The sequence below is a fragment of the Austwickia sp. genome (assembly GCA_016699675.1).
GTDB lineage: Bacteria > Actinomycetota > Actinomycetes > Actinomycetales > Dermatophilaceae > Austwickia.
Genome location: CP064985.1, coordinates 15,492 through 36,246, shown reverse-complemented (window position 1 = coordinate 36,246; position 20,755 = coordinate 15,492). Strand labels below are relative to the sequence as shown.

Genomic DNA, 20,755 nt, shown 5'->3' with positions numbered 1-20,755 from the left:
ACGCCGGGAAATGTGATATCACTTAGCTATCACATCGCGCCTTCGGGAGGTCGTCATGAGCGAGCGCACCACCATCACCCCGGACCCTGGATCCGACGAGTCGACCGGCCCCGACCAGGCCGCCCCCGCCACGACGCCGGTCGGTCACGCGGGCACCCGCGTCGACGTCCGCGAACGCACCGCCTGGACCATCGACGGTTTCGTCGCGCTGCTGGTCGTGCTGCTGTTGTTCGCCGGCGTCGGCTACCTGCTCTACCTGATCATCCGCGACGGCGTGGCCGGCGGGCCGGTCTCGCCCGGGCAGGTCTTCGGCGTCGTCCTGCTCGTTCTGTTGGCGATCCTCGTGCTGTCCGCGCTGGCGATCGTGCAGCCGGGGGAGACGAAGGTGGTCCAGTTCTTCGGGCGGTACGTCGGGACGGCCCGGCGCACCGGCCTGCTGATGACCATGCCGCTGACGATCAAGCGCACGGTGTCGGTGCGGGTCAACAACTTCGAGACGTCCGCGCTCAAGGTCAACGACTACGACGGCAACCCCGTCGAGATCGCGGCGATCATCGTGTGGCAGGTGGCCGACACCGCCAAGGCGGTCTTCGCCGTGCAGGACTACGCGAACTTCATCCGGGTGCAGTCCGAGGCCGCGCTGCGGCACGTCGCGACGAGCCACCCGTACGACGACCCGGACGGCTCGGGGACGTCGCTGCGCGGCAGCTCCGATGTCGTCTCCGCGCAGCTCGCGCACGAGGTGGCGCAGCGGGTCACCGTCGCCGGCCTGGAGATCGTCGAGGTCCGGATCAGCCACCTGGCCTACGCCCCCGAGATCGCCGGCGCCATGCTGCAGCGGCAGCAGGCCGGCGCCATCATCGCCGCCCGGTCGCGCATCGTCGAGGGTGCGGTCGGGATGGTCGAGCTCGCGCTGGCGCGCCTGGAGGAGGGCGCCGTGGTCGAGCTCGACGACGAACGCAAGGCGGCCATGGTGAGCAACCTGCTGGTCGTCCTCTGCGGGGACCAGAAGACGACGCCGATCGTCAACACCGGCAGCCTGTACGCCTGACCCCGCGCCGAATCGAGCATCCGCCATGTCGCCACGAGCCGAGCGCAAGCAGGTGTTGCTGCGGCTCGACCCGGGCGTCTACGAGGCGGTCGCCAAGTGGGCCGCCGACGACGTGCGCAGCGTCAACGCCCAGATCGAGGTGCTGCTGCGCCGCGCGCTGGCCGAGGCCGGCCGTGCCCCGCGGGACGCGGCCCCGCTGCCCCGGCGGGGCCGCCCGCCGCGAGACCCCGGCTGACCGACGCGGCTGGTGGGGAGGTTCTGGACGCTCACGGGCGTGGTCGCGACAGCGCTGGCCACGGCAGGGCGTTGTCCACAGGCCGACCGTTCACGACCTGCGCAAAGGGTGCCATGGCACCCAAAGGCCTGGTCACGAACGGTCACCTTCGCGGCCCTGGCCTTCGTGCCTGGCTCAGTCACCAGGGTGTGCTCGGTTCACGCGTCCGGTCGCGCCCGGCGCAGCGCGCCGCGCGCGATCAGCTCCTGAGTGAGCGCGGTGGCGCCGGACTGACTGGCGAGGATCCCCGCCAGCACCACCAGCTGCAGGCCCGCGGCCTGCATCGGCGTGGCCCCGCCGAGCAGGGTGCCGACGAACGCCCCGGGCAGCGTGACGAGGCCCACGGTCCGGGTCTGGTCCAGCCCGGGGATCAGCGCCAGCTGCGCGGCGGGCTGCACGACGAGCAGCCGGGCGTCGCGGGGGTGCAGCCCCAGCGCCAGTGCGCCCTCCACCTCCCCGCGCTGGTCCTCCAGCGCGTCCAGCCCGCGCCGCCCGGCCAGGGTGGTGGCCGTCATCGCGTTGCCGATCAGAATCCCCGCCGTCGGGACCAGCGAGATCGGCTCCGCCGGCAGCAGCCCGATGGCGAGCAGCGCCGAGGTGACGGGCAGAGCGCCGACGGCGATCGGGAGCAGCGGCAGCACCCGCCGTACGGCCCGCATCCGCCCACCGGAGGTGTACGCCGCCACGGCCACCATCACCGCCACGAACAGCAGCGTCAGCGGCCACGACCCCAGGACCGCCGCGATGATCAGCCCCACCACGCCGAGCTGGACCGTGGCCCGGACGATGGCGACGATCTCGTCCCGCCCGTTGCCGAGGCCGACGGCGCGCCGCAGCGCCGCGGACACGATGGCCAGTCCCAACACCGCTACCACCAGCCGAACGACGTCCGTGCCGGTGTCGAGATGGATCAGGGCCTGCGAGGGGAGCGGGGGTCGCACGGACGCCATTCTTGCCCCACCTGCGTCCTCCCTAGAATGGCCCGGTGATTTCCCGCATCGACCTGCGTGGCTCCGAACTGGACGCCCGCGCCCTCCGCGAGGCCCTCCCACGGGCCGAGTACGACCTGGACGACGCGCTGGACGTCGTGCGGCCGATCTGCGACGACGTCCGCGACCGCGGCGCGGCGGCGGTGCTGGAGCATGGGGAGCGGTTCGACGGAGTACGCCCCGCACACCTGCGCGTCCCCGCCGAGGTGCTGCAGGCCGCCGCGGACGCCCTGGACCCGCAGGTCCGCGAGGCGCTGGAGGAGGCCATCCGCCGGGCCCGGATTGTGCACGCCGAGCAGTTGCGGGCCCCACACACGACGTACGTCGTGCCCGGCGGCACCGTCAGCCAACGCTGGCTGCCCGTCGAGCGGGTCGGCCTCTACGTGCCGGGCGGCCTGGCCGTCTATCCCAGCAGCGTCGTCATGAACGTCGTCCCCGCCCAGGTGGCCGGCGTCGCCAGCCTCGCCGTCGCCAGCCCACCGCAGCGCGACAACACCGGGGTATTCGCCGGCTACCCCGACCCGACGATCCTCGCCGCATGCGCGCTCCTCGGCGTGGACGAGGTCTACGCCACCGGGGGCGCGCAGGCGATCGCCATGTTCGCCTATGGCGCGCGCGACGACGCCGGGACCGTGGTGTGCCCGCCGGTCAGCCTCATCACGGGCCCGGGCAATGTGTACGTCGCCTCGGCCAAGCGCCTGCTCCGCTCGGTGGTGGGCATCGACGCCGAGGCCGGCCCCACCGAGATCGCGATCTTGGCGGACGACACCGCCGACCCCGAGCACGTCGCGGCCGACCTCATCAGCCAGGCCGAGCACGACCCGCTGGCGGCGTCCGTGCTGGTCACGCCCAGCGAACAATTGGCCGACGCCGTGGCCGCGGCGCTGGAACGGCGGGTCGCGCGCACGAAGCACCACGAACGGGTCTGTACGGCGCTCGCGGGCCGCCAGTCGGCGATCGTCCTGGTCGACGACCTGGCTGCCGGGCTGCGCACGGTCAACGCGTACGGCGCCGAGCACCTGGAGATCCAGACGGCCGCCGCCGCCCAGGACGCCGAGCTGGTGACCAACGCGGGGGCCATCTTCGTCGGCCCCTACAGCCCGGTGAGCCTGGGGGACTACGCCGCCGGCTCCAATCACGTGCTGCCCACCAGCGGCACGAGTGCGCACGCGTCGGGGCTGTCGGTGCTGAGCTTCCTGCGGTCGGTGCAGGTGATCGAGTACTCCGCGCAGGCCCTCGCCGACGTGGCTGACGCCGTCGTGACGCTGAGCCGCGCCGAGGACCTGCCCGGGCACGGCGACGCGGTGCTGGCGCGGCAGGGCGGCCAGCCGTGAGCGCCGCCGACGGTTCCTCCGCGCAGCTCGCGGCCCCGGGACAACTCGCCGATCCCGCCGCGCAGATCGCCGAGCTCATCCGGCCGGACCTGCGCGGCCGCAGCGCCTACGGGGCGCCGCAGCTCGACGTACCGGTGCAGCTCAACACCAACGAGAACTCTTATCCGGTCCCGCAGGTCGTCGTCGACGCCATGGTCGAGGCCCTGGTCAAGGCCGCGCCGGACCTCAACCGCTATCCGGACCGGGAATTCACCGCGCTGCGCGAGGATCTCGCCGGCTACCTGAGCCGGACGTCGGGGGTGCCGATCGCCCCGGAGCAGGTCTGGGCGGGCAACGGCTCCAATGAGGTCCTGCTGAACGTCGTGCAGGCCTTCGCCGGGCCAGGTCGCAGCCTGATGGCGTTCACGCCGTCGTACTCGATGTACCCCAACTACGCCCTGACGACGGGGACGCGGTGGATCGACGGCTTCCGCGGGGTGCGCAGCGCCGCGAGCGACGCCAGCCGCGACGACGCGGGCGCTGACAGGGGCGCCGTCGTTGGCGGTGACAAGGGCGACGACAGCCGCCGCTACGACCTGGCCCCGGAGATGGCCGCCGCCCAGGTGGCCGAGCACCAGCCGGACGTCGTGGCGATCGCCTCGCCCAACAACCCCACGGGCACGGCGGTGGGACTGGACGTGATCGAGGCCGTGTACGACGCCGCCCCGCGGGCGATCGTCGTGGTCGACGAGGCGTACGCCGAGTTCGCCCGGACCGGCACCGTCTCGGCGCTGAGCCTTCTGGCCGGCCGGCCCCGTCTGGTGGTGAGCCGCACGATGTCCAAGGCGTTCGCCCTGGCCGGCGGCCGGCTGGGGTACCTCGCCGCCGACCCCGCGCTGATCGACGCGCTGCGGCTGGTGCGGATGCCCTACCACCTGTCGACCCAGACCCAGGTGGTCGCCCGGGCCGCCCTGGCGCACGCGGACGTCCTGCTGGCCGAGGTGGAGGCCATCAAGGCCCAGCGCGACCGGATCGTGGCGGAGGTCGCGGCGATGGGCCTGACCGTGGTCCCCTCGGACGCGAACTTCGTCCTCGTCGGCGGGTTCTCCGACGCGGCGGCGACCTGGCAAGCTCTACTGGACCGGGGCGTCCTGGTCCGCGATGTCGGCCTGCCGGGCCACCTGCGGGTCACGGCCGGCACGCCGGCGGAGACCACGGCCTTCCTGGACGCTCTGCGTGGGGCGCTCGGCGACCTCGGCGCGGGTGGGACGACGGCACAGGTGGCGACGAAGGGGCGGGAAAGCGCATGAGCACCAGCGGGGCTGACGGCCGGCCGGCGGAGGCGGCGGGAGCCACGCCCGCCGCCCGTACGGCGCGGATCGAGCGCGCCACCTCGGAGAGCCGGGTCGAGCTCAGCCTCGACCTCGACGGCACCGGGGCGAGCCACGTCTCGACGGGCGTGCCCTTCTACGACCACATGCTCGCGAGCCTGGCCAAGCACAGCCTGATCGACCTGGACGTGTCGGCGACCGGCGACCTCGAGGTCGACGGCCACCACACCGTGGAGGACGTCGCCATCTGCCTCGGCGACGCGCTGCACCAGGCGCTGGGCGACAAGCGCGGGATCCGCAGGTTCGGCGACGCCCTCGTGCCGCTGGACGAAGCCCTGGTGCAGGCCGCGGTCGACGTCGCCGGCCGGCCGTACTGCGTGCACCTCGGCGAGCCGCCCGGTCAGGAGTACGTCGTGATCGGCGGGGCGTACGCCGGCTCGATGACCCGGCACGTCCTGGAGACGCTGGCCCACCACGCCCAGATCGCGGTGCACGTGCGGGTGCTGTCCGGTCGCGACCCGCACCACATCGTGGAGGCGCAGTTCAAGGCCCTGGCGCGCGCGCTGCGGGCCGCGGTCGAGAGGGATCCGCGGGTCAGCGGGGTGCCCAGTGCCAAGGGTCGCCTCTAAGCAGAGCGCGGCCGCCGTCGCGGCCGCGCGAGCCGCGGCGGCGGGGCGCCGCGCCAGCCGGGGTCGGTCGGCGAGCGGACGCGGCTTCGTGCTCTCGCAGTGCCGTCCCGAGGTCGCGATCGCCTGGGCGCGCCGCGGCCTGGGCTCCGTGCTCCTCGCTCAGCTCGACGGCTGGACCGTCGTCGCGCCGGACGGCCCCCCGAAGGCGCGCTTCCCGTACGACGACGCGGTCCGCACGCTCGCCGGTCGCCCGGTGGGCCTGCGCATGCGGCCCGCGCTGGGCTTCTTCCAGGTGGGGCGGCAGGCGGTCGTGACCTGCCACCCCCCGCAGTGGCGCGCCGTCGAACGGTGGGCGGTGTGGACCCCCCGCGACGCGTTCGTGTCCGTCCCAGGGTTGCCGACGGCCCGACCGAGCGACCTGACCAGCGCCGCCGGCCTCGACGTGGCCCGGTCGATCCGGGCCGAGTCCGCGTTGCACGACATCTTCGCGGACGGCGGGAGCGACGCCGCGGCCGTGCTCTCGGCCACGCTGCTGGAGCTCGGCCTCCCGGGCCGGGACCTCGTCGTCGGCGAGACCCGGGTCGCGGACCTGCCCGGCGTACGACGCATCGTCCCGAAGGACCGGCACGCCCGCTCGTTCGACAAGATCGTCCTCGAGGAGGAGCGCTACCGGATGGAGGAGGAGGGGCCGTGACCAGGACCGTTCCGGACGGCCCGGCCGTGGTCGTGCTCGACTACGGCAGCGGCAACGTCCGCTCGGCCGTGCGGATGCTGGAGCGGGTCGGCGCCCGCGTCGAGCTCACGGCGGACCCCGCGAAGGTGCTCGCCGCGGACGCGCTCTACGTGCCGGGCGTCGGGAACTTCCACGCGTGCCTCGCCGGGCTCGCCGCCGTGGACGGTCCGCGGCTGATCGAGCGGCGGCTGGCCGGCGGCCGCCCCGTCCTGGGCGTGTGCGTCGGGATGCAGGCCATGTTCGAGTCCTCCACCGAGCGTGCCCCGGTGCCGCGCCCGGGCCTCGGCGAGTGGCCCGGCGTCGTGGATCGGCTGCCCGCGGCCGTGGTGCCGCACATGGGCTGGAGCCCGGTGCGGACCCCGGCCGGGAGCAGGTTGTTCGCGGGGGTCGAGCAGGAACGGTTCTACTTCGTGCACAGCTACGCCGCGCTGGACTGGACCCTGCACCCGCACGGGTCGTTCGAGGTCGTCGCGCCGCTGGTCACCTGGGCCGAGCACGGGGCCCGCTTCGTGGCCGCCGTCGAAAACGGACCGCTCAGCGCAACCCAGTTCCATCCGGAGAAGTCCGGCGACGCCGGTGCCCGGCTCCTCGCCAACTGGCTCGCTACGGTGTAGGCCCGGCTCTTCGCCCGGCTGCACCTCGTCCGAAAGGCCCTCCGCATGAGCAGCGACACCCCCGCCCTGCAGTTGCTTCCCGCCGTCGACATCGTCGACGGCCAGGCGGTGCAGCTCGTCCAGGGGGTCGCCGGGTCCGGCGGACAGTTCGGCGAACCCTTCGAGGCGGCCAAGAAGTGGCAGGACCTCGGCGCCGAGTGGCTGCATCTCGTGGACCTGGACGCCGCATTCGGGCGCGGCAGCAACTACGACCTCATCGCCTCCATCGTGGGCCGCCTCGACCTGCAGGTGGAGCTTTCCGGCGGCATCCGCGACGAGGAGTCCCTTTCCCGCGCCCTCGCGACCGGCTGCCGCCGGGTCAACATCGGCACCGCCGCGCTGGAGAACCCCGCCTGGACTGCCCAGGCCATCGCGGTACACGGCGATCGCCTGGCCATCGGCCTCGACGTCCGCGGGACGACCCTGGCCGCGCGCGGCTGGACCCGCGAGGGCGGCGACCTGTGGGAGACCCTGGCGCGACTCGACGAACAGGGCTGCAGCCGGTACGTCGTGACCGACGTCACCCGCGACGGCATGCTCGCCGGCCCCAACGTGGAGTTGCTGCGCGAGGTCTGCGCCCGCACCGACCGGCCGGTGGTCGCCTCCGGGGGCGTGTCGACCCTGGCGGACATCGCGGCCTTGCGGGAGCTGGTCCAGGACGGCGTCGAGGGCGCCATCGTCGGGTCCGCGCTCTACAAGGGCGCCTTCACGCTGACCGCGGCCCTCGACGTCGCTGGGCGGCCGTGACCGACAGCGGCGGCGTGCCCTGGGCCGGGCGTCAGCTGGAACCGGCGACGTTCGCCGGGGACACCGGGGCCGCGGACGCGGCGGTCCTCGCTGCCCTGCGGGCCCTGGCCGAGGCGCCCACCGACCATGCATCGACCGCCGAGACGCACCTGATGGCGGAGCTGGCGGGCGCCCGGGTCCTGGTGCCGCTGGTCGCCGCGCCCGCCGACGACGGCTCCGAGGACGGCAGCTCGATGGCCACCGCCCTGCTGCGCGGCCCGGACGGCACGCGGGCGCTGCCCGTGTTCAGCAGCGTCGCCGCCCTGTCCGCCTGGGATCCCGCGGCCCGACCCGTGCCGATGCGCCTGCCGGAGGCGGCCCGGTCCGCCCTGGACGAGGGCTGCGCGGCCATGCCGATCGACCTTGCGGACCCTCACGCCGCCGTCCTGCGCGGCTCGCAGCTGTGGGCGCTCGCGCTGGGCGAGCGGTGGGCGCCCGCGCACACCGACCCCGTCGTCCGGCTGGCCGTCGCCGAGGCGTCGCAGGGCATCGACGGCCTGGTGAGCGCCCGCGTCGAAGACGGTGCGCTGCACGCGCCCGGAACGCTGCGGCTCGTCCTCACGCTGCGGCCCGGCCTCCCGGGGCCCGCCGTGGACGGGATCGTCACCCGGCTGGGGGAGCGGATCTCCGCCGACCCCGACGTACGGCGTCGCATCGACGACCTCGCCGTGGTCCTCCACCAGGCGAACGACCCGGAGGACCAGGTGCCCCCGGATGCCGCGTCGGACTAGCGGCGCCCGTAGCCGCGAAGGGTCGGGGCATGATAGCGGTACCCCGCCGTTCATGGGAAGAGTTCGCCTTGTCATGATGGGCGGATGTCCCTGTCTCCCTACCGTCGCGTCCTGGCCGAGGCCCCCCTGCGGTTGACCCTCCTCCTGGGCGTCCTGGTGCGCATCCCGGTCGCCGCGGGCGGCCTGATCTTGACCCTGCACGTGGTGGCGATGGGACGTTCGTACGGCGAGGCCGGCGTGGCCACGATGATCCTCACGACCGGGCTGGCCCTGTCGGGCCCGTGGCGCGGGCGGCTGCTGGACCGGCTCGGACTGCGCCGGGTCGTGCTGCCCTCGCTGGTGGTCCTGGCCGGCTGTTGGACGGTCGCGCCGCGACTGGACTACCTGCCGCTGCTGGCGGTGTGTGCCCTGGCCGGCCTCTTCACGATCCCGTCGTTCTCGATCATCCGCCAGGCCGTCATCGCGGCGGTCCCGGACCACGACCGACGGACGGCCCTCGCGCTGGACTCGGTGGCGGTGGAGATCTCGTTCATGCTCGGCCCCATCCTGGGCGTGTGGGCGGCGACGACGTGGCCGACGGGGACGGTCTTGATGGCGGTCGGGCTCGGGGGAGTGCTGGCCGGGGCGGTGCTGTGGCTCGTCAACCCGCCGATGCGGGGGCCGCAGGCGCCCGAGGACGACGCGGCCGATGTCGACGAGCAGGGCCGGCACCGACCCCGCACCTGGTTCACGCCAGGCGTCGCCGCCGTCTTCCTCGCCGCGGTGGCCACCACGTTGGTGCTCTCGGGCACGGACCTGTCGGTGGTGGCCGCGGCCCGCGACTTCGGGGCGACCGCGCAGGTCGGGATCGTGCTGGCGCTGTGGTGCCTCGGATCGCTGGTGGGTGGGCTGTGGTACGGCGCCCAGTCGCGCGCGATGTCGCCCCTGTGGCTGCTCTTCGGGCTGGGCGCGGTGACGCTGCCGGTCGCGTTCGCCCGCGACGTTCCGACCCTCACCGCGCTCGTCGTCGTGGCGGGACTGTTCTGCGCCCCGGTCACGACGGCCATGGTGGACCAGCTCAGCCGCCTGGTCCCGGAGGTCAACCGGGGCGAGGCCATGGGGTGGCAGGGCTCGTTCATGCAGATCGGTTCGGCGCTCGGGGCGCCCCTCGCCGGGGCCGCGATCGATCACGGCGGTTATGCGGCGGGCTTCGCCGTGGTGGCCGCCTCCGGCATGACGATGGCTCTGGCCGGGCTGGCCGTGGTCCGGCTGCGCCGGGCCGGCGGCGGGGGGCGCCGCGCGGCCCTGGCCTGATGGGCAGCCGCGCCGCCGTCGGGCCTTCGCGGGCGATCCTGCCGACCTGGTAACCTTGGCCGGGTAGACCACTGCCGTCCGCAGTCAACTGTGGGCGGCGACCCAAGAGAAGCGCAGTTCCATCAGCTTCCACCCGCGCCGGCCGTCGAGGTCGCCGGGTCACCCTGGTCGATCCGCCGGAGACGGCGAGCACGCCTGCACAGGGGCGCGCGCGTCCGTCACGTGGCGTGTCCCACCCCTTCGGTGCGGGCTCGCTTCGCGTTGGCGCTCGATCGGTGGGCCGATGGTGCGCCGGGCTTCTCGCGGACGATTCACGCGAGGAGCCCCTTTTCGTGGGAATGGTCCGCACCAGATCGACTGTCGAGTAGAAGGAGCGCACCATCAGCGAACCGCGCATCAACGACCGCATCCGCGTCCCGGAAGTGCGGCTCGTCGGGCCCAATGGGGAGCAGGTCGGCATCGTCCGCGTGGAGGACGCCCTGCGCCTCGCCGCCGAGGCGGACCTTGACCTCGTCGAGGTGGCACCGATGGCCAAGCCGCCCGTGGCGAAGTTGATGGACTTCGGCAAGTACAAGTACGAGGCCGCCCTGAAGGCGCGCGAGGCCCGCAAGAACCAGGTCAACACGGTCATCAAGGAGATCAAGCTCCGGCCGAAGATCGACCCGCACGACTACGAGACCAAGAAGGGTCACGTCGTGCGGTTCCTGTCGGCCGGTGACAAGGTGAAGGTGACCATCATGTTCCGGGGTCGCGAGCAGTCGCGCCCGGAGCTGGGTTTCCGCCTCCTGCAGCGCCTGGCGGAGGACGTGACCGAGCTGGGTTTCGTCGAGAGCGCGCCCAAGCAGGACGGCCGAAACATGATCATGGTGCTCGGCCCGACCAAGAAGAAGGCCGAGGCCAAGGCCGAGCTGCGCAAGCGCCGCGACCTCGCGTCCGATGCGGGCGCTCCCGGCGCCCGGCCGCCGCGGCACCACGCGGACGCCCCGATGGACGAGGCCCAGGACATCGACACGCCGGTGGCATCGGACGAGTCCCTGCTGGGGCAGCCGAGCGACGAGATCGTCGAGGCGGTCGAGATCGATGCGGCCGTCGACACCCCGGAGGCGGACGCCACCGTTGGTTCCGACGAGGCGCTCGGCACCGATGCGGCCCCCCACGCCACTGAGGCCACCGAGGCCACCGACCCCGGCCAGGATTCGGTCGAGCCGGTTGACCAGCTGGCTGCCGCGCCGCGGACCGACGCGGCGACTGACGAGGGCGCTCAGCCCAGCCAGCCCGCGGCCGAGGCCACCGAGGGCCAGGCGGCGGCGCAACCCGAGGCTGCCGCACCGCGGCCCGCCGCGAGGCCGCGTCCCGCCGCTCCGCGTCCGTCCGCCGCTGCTGCATCGAAGGCCGCGACCCCGGCCCCGCCGGCCGCAACGCCGGCTCCGAAGGCCGCCACCCCAGCCCCGCCCAAGGCCACCCCCGTGCCGTCCCCGCCCAAGCCGCGGCCGGCACCCCCCAAGGACACCCCGAAACCGCGGCCGGCCTCCGGCGCGGTGCCGGGACCCCCACGCTCGCGAGCCAAGGCCTGACCCGCCCCGGCGCTCACCCCCGACCGCCGCCGAGCAACGGCCCGGCGGCACGTAGCAGAAGGAGAATCGGCGCGATGCCGAAGAACAAGACGCACAGCGGCGCCAAGAAGCGTTTCCGCCTGACCGGCACCGGCAAGGTCATGCGCGAGCAGGCGAACGGTCGCCACCTGCTGGAGGGCAAGTCCAGCAAATACATGCGCAGCATCTCGGGCGACGTCGAGCTCGCCAAGCCGGACGCCAAGAAGATCAAGCGGCTGCTGGGCAAGTAAGCCCCCGACGAATCACGACGAACTGAAGGAGCACTCACGTGGCACGCGTGAAGCGGGCGGTCAACGCCCAGAAGAAGCGTCGCGTCGTCCTGGAGCGGGCGAGCGGCTACCGGGGGCAGCGCTCACGGCTCTACCGCAAGGCTAAGGAGCAGGTCCAGCACAGCCTCGGCTACGCCTACCGCGACCGCCGGGCCCGCAAGGGCGACTTCCGTCGCCTGTGGATCCAGCGGATCAACGCGGCGGCCCGCGCCAACGGCATGACGTACAACCGGTTCATCCAGGGCCTGAAGGCCGCCGAGATCGAGGTGGACCGCCGCATGCTGGCCGAGATGGCCGTCAACGACGAGGCGGCCTTCGCCGCCCTGGTCGAGATCGCCAAGAAGAACGTCCCCGCGCAGGCGACCACCGCCGCCTGACCGGTCCGCCAGCGAACGATGCCGGAACGCCGCGACGGCGCCGTCCTGACCAACCCCCGCAGTGAGCGGGTGAAGTCGGTACGAGCGTTGTCGCGGCGTTCCGCGCGTTCCCGGGCGGGGCTGTTCATTGCCGAGGGTCCGCAGGCCGTCCGGGAGGCGGTGCAGCACCGTCCCGACGTGGTCCAGGACGTGTACGTCGAGGCCGGCGCGGCCGACACCCCGCGGTGGGCCGAGATCCTCAGCGACGCGCGCGCTGCGGGACTGCGGATCCAGCACACCGATCCCGGCGTCCTCACAGCCCTGTCGGACACCCAGGCGCCGCAGGGGGGCCTCGCCGTGTGCCGGCGCCTGGACGTATCGCTCGACGACGTCCTGGCCGGGCAACCCCGGCTCATCTGCGTCCTGGCGCACGTCCGCGACCCCGGCAACGCCGGCACCGTCCTGCGCGGCGCGGACGCGACGGCCGCCGATGCCGTGGTGGTCACGACCGCCTCGGTGGACGTCTACAACCCCAAGGTGGTGCGCTCCACCGCCGGCTCGCTGTTCCACGTCCCGGTCGTCCTCGACGCCGATGTCCTCGCCGTCGTGGCGCGGCTGCGGGCGGCGGGGCTCACGACGTACGCCGCGGACGGCATCGGCCCCACGCTCTTGGGCGGTCCGGACCTCGATCTGTGCGGGCCGCACGCCTGGGTGTTCGGCAACGAGGCCTGGGGCCTGCCGGAGGAGACCCGGCAGGCCTGCGACCAGGTCGTCGCCGTTCCCATCCCGGGCCGCGCCGAGTCGTTGAACCTGGCGATGGCCGCCACCGTGTGCCTCTACGCCTCCGCCACCGCACGCACCGCGAGCGGGCCGGCGCCGACCGGAGACACTCCCGTCCCGGCGACCCGACGTACGGCCGGGATCCCGGGGAGGACCGCGACGTGACCGGCGACCTCGTAGACCCGGCGCACGTGTTGACGGCGCTGCCCGACGGCGTGGTGGTCGCCGATGCCGACCGCCGGGTGAGCTACGTCAACCCGCGGGCGGCCCGGCTGCTCGGCACCTCCGAGCAGGAGCTCCTCGGTCGGCCGGTCGCCGAGGCGCTGCCGTTCATCGAACCGGGCGGGAACCGCTGGTGGGAGTGCATCAACCCCTGGGACGGCCTCCCCACCCGGACCGGCCACCGCGAGCGGATGCTGCTGCTGCCCGGCCGCGGACACGTGCTCGTGACGATGAGCTTCGTGCGCGGCGGCCGGCTGGCCCCGGTGGAGCGGGTCATCGTCGTCCTGCGGGACACTGAGGCCCGGCGACGCAGCGAGGCGGGGACCGCCGAGCTGCTCTCGATCGTGGCGCACGAGCTCCGGTCGCCCCTGTCGAGCATCCGGGGGTTCTCGGGCACGCTGCGGCGCCAGTACGACCGATTCACCGACGCCCAGCGCCGCCTCATGATCGACACCATCGCCACCGACAGCCAGCGCCTGTCCCGGCTGCTGAACGAGCTGCTGGACGTGTCGCGGATCGACGCCAGCCGGCTCACCGTGCGGCCCAGCCCGCTCGACTTGCGCGCCGCGATCACGGCGCACATCGACGGGCTGGTCGCCGCCGGCCACGATCCCTCCCGCTTCGCGTGGGCCGAGGCGCGCCAGCCCCGGCTGGAGGTCTGGGCCGACCGGGACCGGCTGGACCAGATCCTGGCGAACCTGTTGGAGAACGCCCTGCGGCACGGTGCCGGCACGGTCACGGTGGCGACCAGCGCGGCGCCGGGCGCAGCGCCGACGATCGAGGAGGCGGGCGGGGACGGTACGCCGATGGTGGCCGTGACCGTGACCGACGAGGGCGACGGCATCGACCCGGAGCTGTACCCGCTGATCTTCGAGAAGTTCTGGCATGGCCAGGCCCGGGGGAGCACCGGGGTGGGTCTCTACCTGGTCAAGGGCCTCGTCGAAGCGCACGGCGGCCGAGTGAGCGTCGACCGCGCCCGGGCCGGCGGCGCGCAGTTCCGCATCACCCTGCCGGTCTCGGCACCGGCCGACCTTCGCTGACGCCCGCCCGCGCCCCCGAACCCCGGCACCCCGTCACCATGGTGATTGGTTATGTCAACCGGTGGGGGTCCGTGGTGATGCCTTCGTCACCATGGTGACGAAATCTGCGCACGGGTGGGCTCGCGTGGTGATGCGTCAGTCACCATGGTGACCAAATCTGCAGAGCGGTGCGGGCCTGTGGTGATGGTCCCGGCTTAGCGTGGAGACATGTCGCGGGCGCGCGTGTTCTACCTGCTGTCCCTCCTAGCGTTCTTCGCCACGACGGCCTGGGCGGTGACGGCGCTGCCGGACCGGGCCGCGACCCACTTCGGCCCGGACGGCGCCGCCGACGGCTGGTCGACGCCGGCGAGCTTCGGCGTGACCATGGGCGGCGTGGGGCTGGCGACGCTGGTCCTCATCCCGGCCCTGATGTGGCTCGGGGCCAGGGGCGACGGCCGGTTCATCAACATGCCGACGGCCCGGGCCAAGGAGTACTGGACCGCACCGGAGCGGATAAGCACCCTCCGATCGATCCTGGTCGACTGGGCCCTGGTGTTCAGCGCGGTCACGGCGCTGTTCCTGGCCGCGGCCCAGGTGGCCACGGTGCAGGCCAACCGCCTTGATCCGCCCCAGCTGGGCGCGTGGTCGTGGCTGGCCTGGCGGCGTACGTCGTCCTGACCGCGTGGCTCGTGATCCGGCTCTTCCGCCGCCTCAGGGTCCCGCCCGCGCTGCCCTGACTGCGGCGAACTGCGTTTCCTGGACCGCAGTTCGCCCCAAGTCGCGCGGCCGGGCCGCCCACGCCGTACGTCGTGCGCCCCCCGGCCCCGATCCGACCCGGCGCCACCCGCCATCCTGCCGCCGCGCCACGTTCGCCCGGCGATACCCTTTCGCCCCCGCCTGCGCGGCCTGACTAGGATCGCCAGCGTGTCAGGACCCAACACGCAGTACGACCCCGTGCAGGTGGCCGCCCTGGACGAGGCGCGGATCGACGGTCAGGTCGCCGACGCGCTCGCCGCCATCGCCGCCGCCGCCGACCTCGACGCCCTCAAGGCCGTCCGACAGGCCCACGCCGGGGACAAGAGCCCCCTGGCCCTCGCCAACCGCGAGATCGGCGCCCTGCCGCCCAGCGCGAAGGCCGAGGCCGGCAAGCGCGTCGGCCAGGCCCGCGGGCGGGTCGGCGAGGCGCTCAAGGCGCGCCAGGCCGCGCTGGAGGCCGAACGCGACGAGCGCATCCTCGTGGAGGAGGCCATCGACGTCACGGTCCCCTCGCCCTACCGCCGGCTCGGCGCGCGGCACCCGATCAACCTGGTGACGGAGCGAATTCAGGACATCTTCGTCGGGATGGGCTGGGAGATCGGGGAGGGACCCGAGGTCGAGGCGGAATGGTTCAACTTCGACGCCCTCAACTTCGCGCCCGACCACCCGGCCCGGCAGATGCAGGACACGTTCTTCGTCGACCCGCCGGACTCCGGCCTGGTGCTGCGCACGCACACCTCCCCGGTCCAGGCCCGCACGATGCTCAAGGTGGACACCTCCGGCCTGGAGCGCGAGCTGCCGATCTACGTCGCCGTACCCGGTCGCGTCTACCGCACCGACGAACTCGACGCGACACACACGCCCGTGTTCCACCAGGTCGAGGGCCTCGCCGTCGACAAGCACCTGACGATGGCGCACCTCAAGGGCACGCTCGACTATCTCGCGGCCGCCATCTTCGGTGCGGGCATCACCACCCGCCTGCGCCCCGCGTTCTTCCCGTTCACCGAGCCCAGCGCCGAGATGGACTTCCAGTGCTGGGTCTGCCGCGGCGAGAGCACGGGTAACACGCCCTGTCGAACGTGCGGCGGCACCGGCTGGATCGAGTGGGGTGGCTGCGGGATGGTCAACCGCAACGTCCTGCTCGCCGCCGGGGTCGACCCGGACGTCTACAGCGGCTTCGCCTTCGGCATGGGCATCGACCGCGCGATCCAGCTGCGCAACGGGGTGACCGACATGCACGACATCGTTGAGGGAGACGCGCGGTTCTCCGCGCAGTTCGGGATGGAGATCTGATGCTGGCCCCCACCAGTTGGCTCGCCGAACTCGTCGGGCTGGACCAGGCGCCGCCCGGCGCGCAGGTCGCCGCCGACCTGGTCCGCGTGGGCCTCGAGGAGGAGGCGCTGCACGGCGGCTCCGTCACCGGTCCCCTGGTCGTCGGTCGCGTCCTCGACAAGACCGACGAGCCGCAGAAGAACGGCAAGACGATCCACTTCTGCCACGTGGACATCGGCCGCGACCAGCCCCAGGAGATCGTCTGCGGCGCCCACAACTTCGCGGCCGGCGACCTCGTCGCCGTCATCCTGCCCGGCGGCCGGCTCGGCGAGTTCGAGATCGGCGCCCGAAAGACCTACGGGCACATGTCGGCCGGGATGATCGTCTCCGAACGCGAGCTGGGCATCGGCGACGACCACGACGGCATCATCGTGCTCACCGAGCGGTTCGCCGGCGACGAGGCCACCCTGGCCTCGCTGCAGCCGGGCCAGGACGCCATGCCCCTGTTCGGCCTGGGGGAGGAGGTCGTCGAGGTCAACGTCACGCCCGACCGCGGCTACTGCTTCTCGCTGCGGGGGATCGCCCGCGAGTACGCCCTCGCGATCGGCCGCCCGGAAGCCTTCCGCGACCCGGTCCGGGAGGACGCCGACGGTGCCGTCGTGGTCCCGGCCGCGAACGACGACGGGTACGCCGTGCGCCTCGTCGACCAGGCCCGCATCCATGGCGTGGCCGGTTGCGATCGGTACGTCGCCCGCATCGTCCGAGGCATCGATCCCACTGCCGCGTCGCCCGCGTGGATGAAGCGCCGCCTGACCCAGATGGGCATGCGGCCGATCAGCATCGCGGTGGACATCACGAACTACCTCATGCTGCTGACCGGCCAGCCGCTGCACGCGTTCGACCTCGACCGGCTCTCGGGGGCGATCGAGGTGCGCCGCGCTCGGCCGGGGGAGAAGCTCACCACCCTGGACGACGTCGAGCGCGTCTTGGACCCCGAGGACCTGCTGATCACCGACGACGGCGCCACCCCGCTGGCCCTCGCCGGCGTGATGGGCGGGGCGACCAGCGAGGTGACCCACGAGACCCGCGATGTGCTCATCGAGTCCGCGCACTTCGACGCCGTCACCGTGGCGCGCACCTCGCGCCGGCACCGGCTCTCCAGCGAGGCGAGCCGCCGGTTCGAGCGCGGCGTCGACCCCGCCATGGCCGCCGCCGTGGCGGAGCTCGCCGTCCGCATGCTCGTCCGGTACGCCGGGGGCACGGCCGACCCCGGCGTGACCGACGTCGATCGCCGCGAACCCGCCCACGAGATCTCCTTCGAGACCGGGCAGGCCTGGCGTCTCGTCGAACCCGGCAACGAGCTCACCGAGGCGGCCCCGGCGGGGCTGTCGCACGACGAGGTGGTGGCCGCCCTCCGCTCGCTGGGCTGCGAGGTCGCCGACGTCACGGAGCACGCCGCCGGCGGCTTCGGATTCGTCCGCGTGGCGGCCCCGTCTTGGCGTCCTGACCTGCGCAACGGGCCGGACCTCGTCGAGGAGGTCGCGCGGCTGCGGGGCTACGACAAGATCCCCTCGGTCCTGCCGACCGCCCCGGGGGGACGGGGGCTCACGGCGGGTCAGCGGGGGGTACGCCTCGCCAGCACGGCCCTCGCCGGCCTCGGCCTGACCGAGGTGTGGTCCTACCCGTTCGTCGGGCCGGAGGTCTTCGACCGGCTCGGCTACGACGGGGCGGACCCGCGGCGGTACGCCGTACGCCTGGCCAACCCGCTCTCCGACGAGGCGCCGCTGCTGCGCACGAGCCTGCTCGACACGCTGCTGGGCACCCTGCTGCTCAACGTGCGCCGCGGCGCCCGCGACGTCGCGCTCTACGAGCAGGGCTTGGTGTTCCGCCCGGACGGCCCGCTCGGCAAGGCTCCCGTGCCCGCGGTCGGCGTACGGCCCGACGACGCCACCCTCGCCGCCGTCCTGGCCGCCGTCCCCCACCAGCCGCGCCACGTGGCGATCGTCGCGAGCGGCGACGCGCAGCCGGCCGGACCCTGGGGACCGGCCCGGGCGTGGGCGGCGACCGACGTCATCGGCCTCGCGCTCGCCCTCGGGAGGGCCTTCGGCCAGGAGCTGACCGCTCGGGCCGACGCCGCGGCGCCGTACCACCCCGGCCGTTGCGCCGCGATCGCGCTGCCGGACGGGACCGTGCTCGGCCATGCCGGCGAGCTGCACCCCAAGGTGGTGACCGCGCTGGACCTGCCGCCACGCACCTGCGCCGCGGAGCTGGACCTCGACGCGCTGATTCGCGCGTCCGGCGAACCGGCGCAGCCGCGGCCCCTCTCGACGTACCCCGTCGCCCACTCCGACGTCGCCCTCGTCGTCGACGAGCCCACGCCCGCGGCGGCCGTCGAGGCGGCCCTGCGGCGGGGGGCGGGCGACGACCTGGAATCGGTGACCCTGTTCGACATCTACCGCGGCGACCAAGTGAGCGAAGGGAAGAAGTCCATGGCCTACCGGCTCTCGTTCCGGTCCTCGGAGCGCACCCTCAAGACCGAGCAGGTCAGCGCCGCCCGGGACGCCGCGATCGCGGCGGCGGCCGAGGCGACCGGGGCGGTGCAGCGTGCCTGACGCCACCCCAGAGCAGCAGGTCGCGGTAGTCACCGGCGCCAGCCGCGGCATCGGCGCGCACCTCGCGAACGCGTTCGCCGCGGCCGGGTACGTCGTCGCCGCCTGCTCCTACTTCGGCAAGCGCGCCGACGGCGCCGCCCCGGCGGATTCCGAACCCCCCGCGGCGGATGCCGCGCCCGAGACCCCTGCGGCCGAGCCCCCGGCGGGCCCCGCGGGGTCGGCTCCGCGGCGGCGACCCTACGACGTCGCCGCCGTCGACGTCACCGACGAGGCGGCCGTGCGGCGCTTCGTGGGCGACATCCTCACCACCCACGGCCGGATCGACGTGCTGGTCAACAACGCCGGCGTCATCGACGACGAGGTGCCGCTGGCCGAGTCCGATCCGCGCGACTGGTGGCGCTGCATCGAGGTCGACCTGCGCGGCCCCTACCTGCTCACCCGGATGGCGCTGCCGGGCATGCTCGCCCGCCGCTCCGGCCGGGTGATCAACCTCAACTCGGGCGCGGGCACGCGGCCGGACGAGGTGTTCTCCGCGTACGCCGTCGCCAAGGCCGGCCTCGCCCGGCTCACCGGGGCGACCCACCTCGCGGGCCGCGGCCGGGGTGTCTACGCCTTCGACCTCATGCCCGGCGTGGTCCGCACGGACATGACGGGCGGGATGGCCATCCACGAGGACCGGACCGACTGGACCGCCCCGGAGGCCGTCACGGACCTGGCGCTGGCCCTTGCCTCGGGGCGGCTCGACGCCTGGTCGGGCCGGTTCGTCCGGGCGGGCGCCGACACGGTCGAGGCCCTGGTGGCCGCGGCCGAGGGGGGACTGCCCCGCAAGGTGCGGACGCTGGCCTTGACGCCGTACGGCGTGACCGACCCCGTCGCCTGAGCGCTCCACGGCAGCCATCTGCCGCTGGGCTGCATACTCTTGCGGACTTGTGTATATTCATCCGCATGCCAACGATCGCCGTCGCCGGAGCCAGCGGGTACGCCGGGGGTGAGGTGCTGCGCCTGCTGCTCGCGCACCCGCAGGTCGAGATCGCTGCGCTCACGGCCTCGGCCAGCGCGGGAAGCCTTCTCGCGGAGCACCATCCGCACCTGTTTCCGCTGGCCGACCGGGTCCTGACGGACACCACGCCGCAGGAGCTGGCCGGTCACGACGCCGTCGTCCTCGCCCTGCCGCACGGTGCCTCCGCGGCGCTGGCCGCGCAGCTGCCGGACGATGTCGTGGTCGTGGACTGCGGCGCGGACTACCGGCTCACCGACGCCGGCGCGTGGGACCGCTTCTACGACACCCCGTACGCCGGGTCCTGGCCCTACGGCCTGCCCGAGCTGCCCCTGGGCGGCGGCGGCCGGCAGCGCGACGCGTTGGGCGGCGCGCGGAGGATCGCCGCGCCGGGCTGCTATCCCACGGCGATCAGCCTCGCCCTCGCGCCCGGCTTCGCCGCCGGCCTGCTCGACGGCTCCGATGTCGTCGTGGTCGCCGCGTCCGGCACCTCGGGGGCCGGCAAGGCGCTCAAGCCGCACCTGCTCGCCTCCCCGGTGATGGGCTCGATGAGCCCGTACGGCGTCGGCGGCGGCCACCGGCACACCCCCGAGATCGAGCAGAACCTCAGCCGTGCGGCCGGCCGGCCAGTGAGCGTGTCGTTCACGCCCACGCTGGCGCCGATGCCGCGCGGGATCCTGGCCACCTGCACGGCCCGGCTCGCCGCGGGGGCCGACCCGGCCGGGCTGCGGGAGGCGTGGGAGACGGCGTACGCCGACGAGCCCTTCGTCGTGCTCCTGCCGGAGGGCCGCTGGCCCGCGACCGGCGACGTGCTGGGCAGCAACGTCGTGGCGCTCCAGGTCGCCTACGACGCGCACGCCCAGCGGGTCGTGGCGGTCGCCGCCGTGGACAATCTCACGAAGGGTACGGCGGGTGCCGTCGTGCAATGCCTCAACATCGCCCTCGGCCTGCCCGAGACGGCGGGGCTGCCCACGACGGGGCTGGCGCCGTGACGCCCGACCTGTGGGGCCTGCGAGGCCGTGTCGGCCGGCTGTGCGGGCTGGGTCGGATTGGCCTGGCGAGGGTGCCCGGGGAGG

21 protein-coding genes are annotated in these 20,755 nt (G+C 73.8%); 20 read left to right on the top strand and 1 reads right to left on the bottom strand.

From position 1 onward, the window contains the following. Positions 1–55: 55 nt before the first annotated feature. Both IPK37_00165 and IPK37_00160 read left to right on the top strand, forming a co-directional pair. Positions 56–1,051: an SPFH domain-containing protein gene (locus tag IPK37_00165; protein ID QQS00972.1), complete on the top strand. Its 996-nt coding sequence runs from the start codon at positions 56–58 to the stop codon at positions 1,049–1,051. Positions 1,052–1,076: 25 nt separating this feature from the next. Beyond that, positions 1,077–1,286 carry a hypothetical protein gene (locus IPK37_00160; protein QQS00971.1) on the top strand — a complete coding sequence of 70 codons (210 nt, stop codon included), beginning with the start codon at positions 1,077–1,079 and terminating at the stop codon, positions 1,284–1,286. A 197-nt stretch (positions 1,287–1,483) separates the two neighbouring features. Here IPK37_00160 and IPK37_00155 read toward each other — a convergent pair whose 3' ends face one another. Beyond that, positions 1,484–2,275: an ABC transporter permease gene (locus tag IPK37_00155; protein QQS00970.1), complete on the bottom strand. Its 792-nt coding sequence runs from the start codon at positions 2,273–2,275 to the stop codon at positions 1,484–1,486. Between the two features lie 35 nt (positions 2,276–2,310). Between IPK37_00155 and hisD the strand changes: the two genes are divergently transcribed. The 18 genes from hisD (at position 2,311) to IPK37_00065 (ending at position 20,671) form a co-directional block, all read left to right on the top strand. Next, on the top strand, positions 2,311–3,648 hold the full coding sequence (hisD, locus tag IPK37_00150) for a histidinol dehydrogenase (GenBank protein ID QQS00969.1): 1,338 nt from the start codon (positions 2,311–2,313) through the stop codon (positions 3,646–3,648). After that, positions 3,645–4,937 (top strand): histidinol-phosphate transaminase, encoded by a 1,293-nt coding sequence (locus IPK37_00145; protein ID QQS00968.1) that lies wholly within the window; start codon positions 3,645–3,647, stop codon positions 4,935–4,937. The genes hisD and IPK37_00145 overlap by 4 nt, the downstream gene beginning before the upstream one ends. After that, a complete protein-coding gene (gene hisB / locus IPK37_00140) occupies positions 4,934–5,587 on the top strand; it encodes an imidazoleglycerol-phosphate dehydratase HisB (GenBank protein ID QQS00967.1) in 654 nt (217 codons plus the stop codon). Before IPK37_00145 ends, hisB begins: the two co-directional genes overlap by 4 nt. An 88-nt stretch (positions 5,588–5,675) precedes the next feature. Next, positions 5,676–6,281, top strand: a complete 606-nt coding sequence (locus IPK37_00135; GenBank protein QQS00966.1) for a hypothetical protein — start codon at positions 5,676–5,678, stop codon at positions 6,279–6,281. A gap of 26 nt (positions 6,282–6,307) precedes the next feature. After that, positions 6,308–6,934, top strand: a complete 627-nt coding sequence (gene hisH / locus IPK37_00130; GenBank protein ID QQS02564.1) for an imidazole glycerol phosphate synthase subunit HisH — start codon at positions 6,308–6,310, stop codon at positions 6,932–6,934. Between the two features lie 45 nt (positions 6,935–6,979). Next, positions 6,980–7,720, top strand: a complete 741-nt coding sequence (gene priA / locus IPK37_00125; GenBank protein QQS00965.1) for a bifunctional 1-(5-phosphoribosyl)-5-((5-phosphoribosylamino)methylideneamino)imidazole-4-carboxamide isomerase/phosphoribosylanthranilate isomerase PriA — start codon at positions 6,980–6,982, stop codon at positions 7,718–7,720. After that, a complete protein-coding gene (locus IPK37_00120) occupies positions 7,717–8,490 on the top strand; it encodes an SseB family protein (GenBank protein QQS00964.1) in 774 nt (257 codons plus the stop codon). The genes priA and IPK37_00120 overlap by 4 nt, the downstream gene beginning before the upstream one ends. An 84-nt stretch (positions 8,491–8,574) precedes the next feature. Next, positions 8,575–9,783 carry an MFS transporter gene (locus IPK37_00115; GenBank protein ID QQS00963.1) on the top strand — a complete coding sequence of 403 codons (1,209 nt, stop codon included), beginning with the start codon at positions 8,575–8,577 and terminating at the stop codon, positions 9,781–9,783. 380 nt (positions 9,784–10,163) lie between these two features. Next, positions 10,164–11,357 carry a translation initiation factor IF-3 gene (locus IPK37_00110; protein QQS02563.1) on the top strand — a complete coding sequence of 398 codons (1,194 nt, stop codon included), beginning with the start codon at positions 10,164–10,166 and terminating at the stop codon, positions 11,355–11,357. A 74-nt stretch (positions 11,358–11,431) separates the two neighbouring features. Then, positions 11,432–11,626, top strand: a complete 195-nt coding sequence (gene rpmI, locus IPK37_00105; GenBank protein ID QQS00962.1) for a 50S ribosomal protein L35 — start codon at positions 11,432–11,434, stop codon at positions 11,624–11,626. 38 nt (positions 11,627–11,664) lie between these two features. Continuing rightward, on the top strand, positions 11,665–12,042 hold the full coding sequence (rplT, locus tag IPK37_00100) for a 50S ribosomal protein L20 (GenBank protein QQS00961.1): 378 nt from the start codon (positions 11,665–11,667) through the stop codon (positions 12,040–12,042). A gap of 18 nt (positions 12,043–12,060) precedes the next feature. Further along, complete coding sequence (locus IPK37_00095; protein ID QQS00960.1) at positions 12,061–12,966, top strand: RNA methyltransferase; 906 nt, start codon at positions 12,061–12,063, stop codon at positions 12,964–12,966. Beyond that, positions 12,963–14,063, top strand: coding sequence for a PAS domain-containing protein (locus IPK37_00090; protein ID QQS00959.1), 1,101 nt, complete (start codon positions 12,963–12,965; stop codon positions 14,061–14,063). Before IPK37_00095 ends, IPK37_00090 begins: the two co-directional genes overlap by 4 nt. A 207-nt stretch (positions 14,064–14,270) precedes the next feature. After that, positions 14,271–14,720 (top strand): DUF1648 domain-containing protein, encoded by a 450-nt coding sequence (locus IPK37_00085; protein QQS00958.1) that lies wholly within the window; start codon positions 14,271–14,273, stop codon positions 14,718–14,720. Between the two features lie 246 nt (positions 14,721–14,966). Beyond that, entirely contained in the window at positions 14,967–16,091 is a 1,125-nt protein-coding gene (gene pheS, locus IPK37_00080; GenBank protein ID QQS00957.1) for a phenylalanine--tRNA ligase subunit alpha, read from the top strand. Continuing rightward, the gene (locus IPK37_00075) at positions 16,091–18,682 is read left to right on the top strand and encodes a phenylalanine--tRNA ligase subunit beta (GenBank protein ID QQS00956.1); all 2,592 of its coding nucleotides are present in this window, start codon (positions 16,091–16,093) and stop codon (positions 18,680–18,682) included. Before pheS ends, IPK37_00075 begins: the two co-directional genes overlap by 1 nt. Next, positions 18,675–19,562, top strand: coding sequence for an SDR family oxidoreductase (locus IPK37_00070; GenBank protein ID QQS00955.1), 888 nt, complete (start codon positions 18,675–18,677; stop codon positions 19,560–19,562). The genes IPK37_00075 and IPK37_00070 overlap by 8 nt, the downstream gene beginning before the upstream one ends. Before the next feature lie 65 nt (positions 19,563–19,627). Further along, positions 19,628–20,671: an N-acetyl-gamma-glutamyl-phosphate reductase gene (locus IPK37_00065; GenBank protein QQS00954.1), complete on the top strand. Its 1,044-nt coding sequence runs from the start codon at positions 19,628–19,630 to the stop codon at positions 20,669–20,671. Positions 20,672–20,755 lie beyond the last annotated feature (84 nt).

Bases quoted from the DNA above. Each gene is read 5' to 3' on its own strand.
- IPK37_00165 (QQS00972.1), top strand. From the start codon at position 56: ATGAGCGAGCGCACCACCATCACCCCGGACCCTGGATCCGACGAGTCG.
- IPK37_00115 (QQS00963.1), top strand. From the start codon at position 8,575: ATGTCCCTGTCTCCCTACCGTCGCGTCCTGGCCGAGGCCCCCCTGCGG.
- IPK37_00095 (QQS00960.1), top strand. From the start codon at position 12,061: ATGCCGGAACGCCGCGACGGCGCCGTCCTGACCAACCCCCGCAGTGAG.
- IPK37_00160 (QQS00971.1), top strand. From the start codon at position 1,077: ATGTCGCCACGAGCCGAGCGCAAGCAGGTGTTGCTGCGGCTCGACCCG.
- IPK37_00155 (QQS00970.1), bottom strand. From the start codon at position 2,275: ATGGCGTCCGTGCGACCCCCGCTCCCCTCGCAGGCCCTGATCCATCTC.
- IPK37_00075 (QQS00956.1), top strand. From the start codon at position 16,091: ATGCTGGCCCCCACCAGTTGGCTCGCCGAACTCGTCGGGCTGGACCAG.
- hisB (QQS00967.1), top strand. From the start codon at position 4,934: ATGAGCACCAGCGGGGCTGACGGCCGGCCGGCGGAGGCGGCGGGAGCC.
- IPK37_00065 (QQS00954.1), top strand. From the start codon at position 19,628: ATGCCAACGATCGCCGTCGCCGGAGCCAGCGGGTACGCCGGGGGTGAG.
- priA (QQS00965.1), top strand. From the start codon at position 6,980: ATGAGCAGCGACACCCCCGCCCTGCAGTTGCTTCCCGCCGTCGACATC.
- rpmI (QQS00962.1), top strand. From the start codon at position 11,432: ATGCCGAAGAACAAGACGCACAGCGGCGCCAAGAAGCGTTTCCGCCTG.
- IPK37_00085 (QQS00958.1), top strand. From the start codon at position 14,271: ATGTCGCGGGCGCGCGTGTTCTACCTGCTGTCCCTCCTAGCGTTCTTC.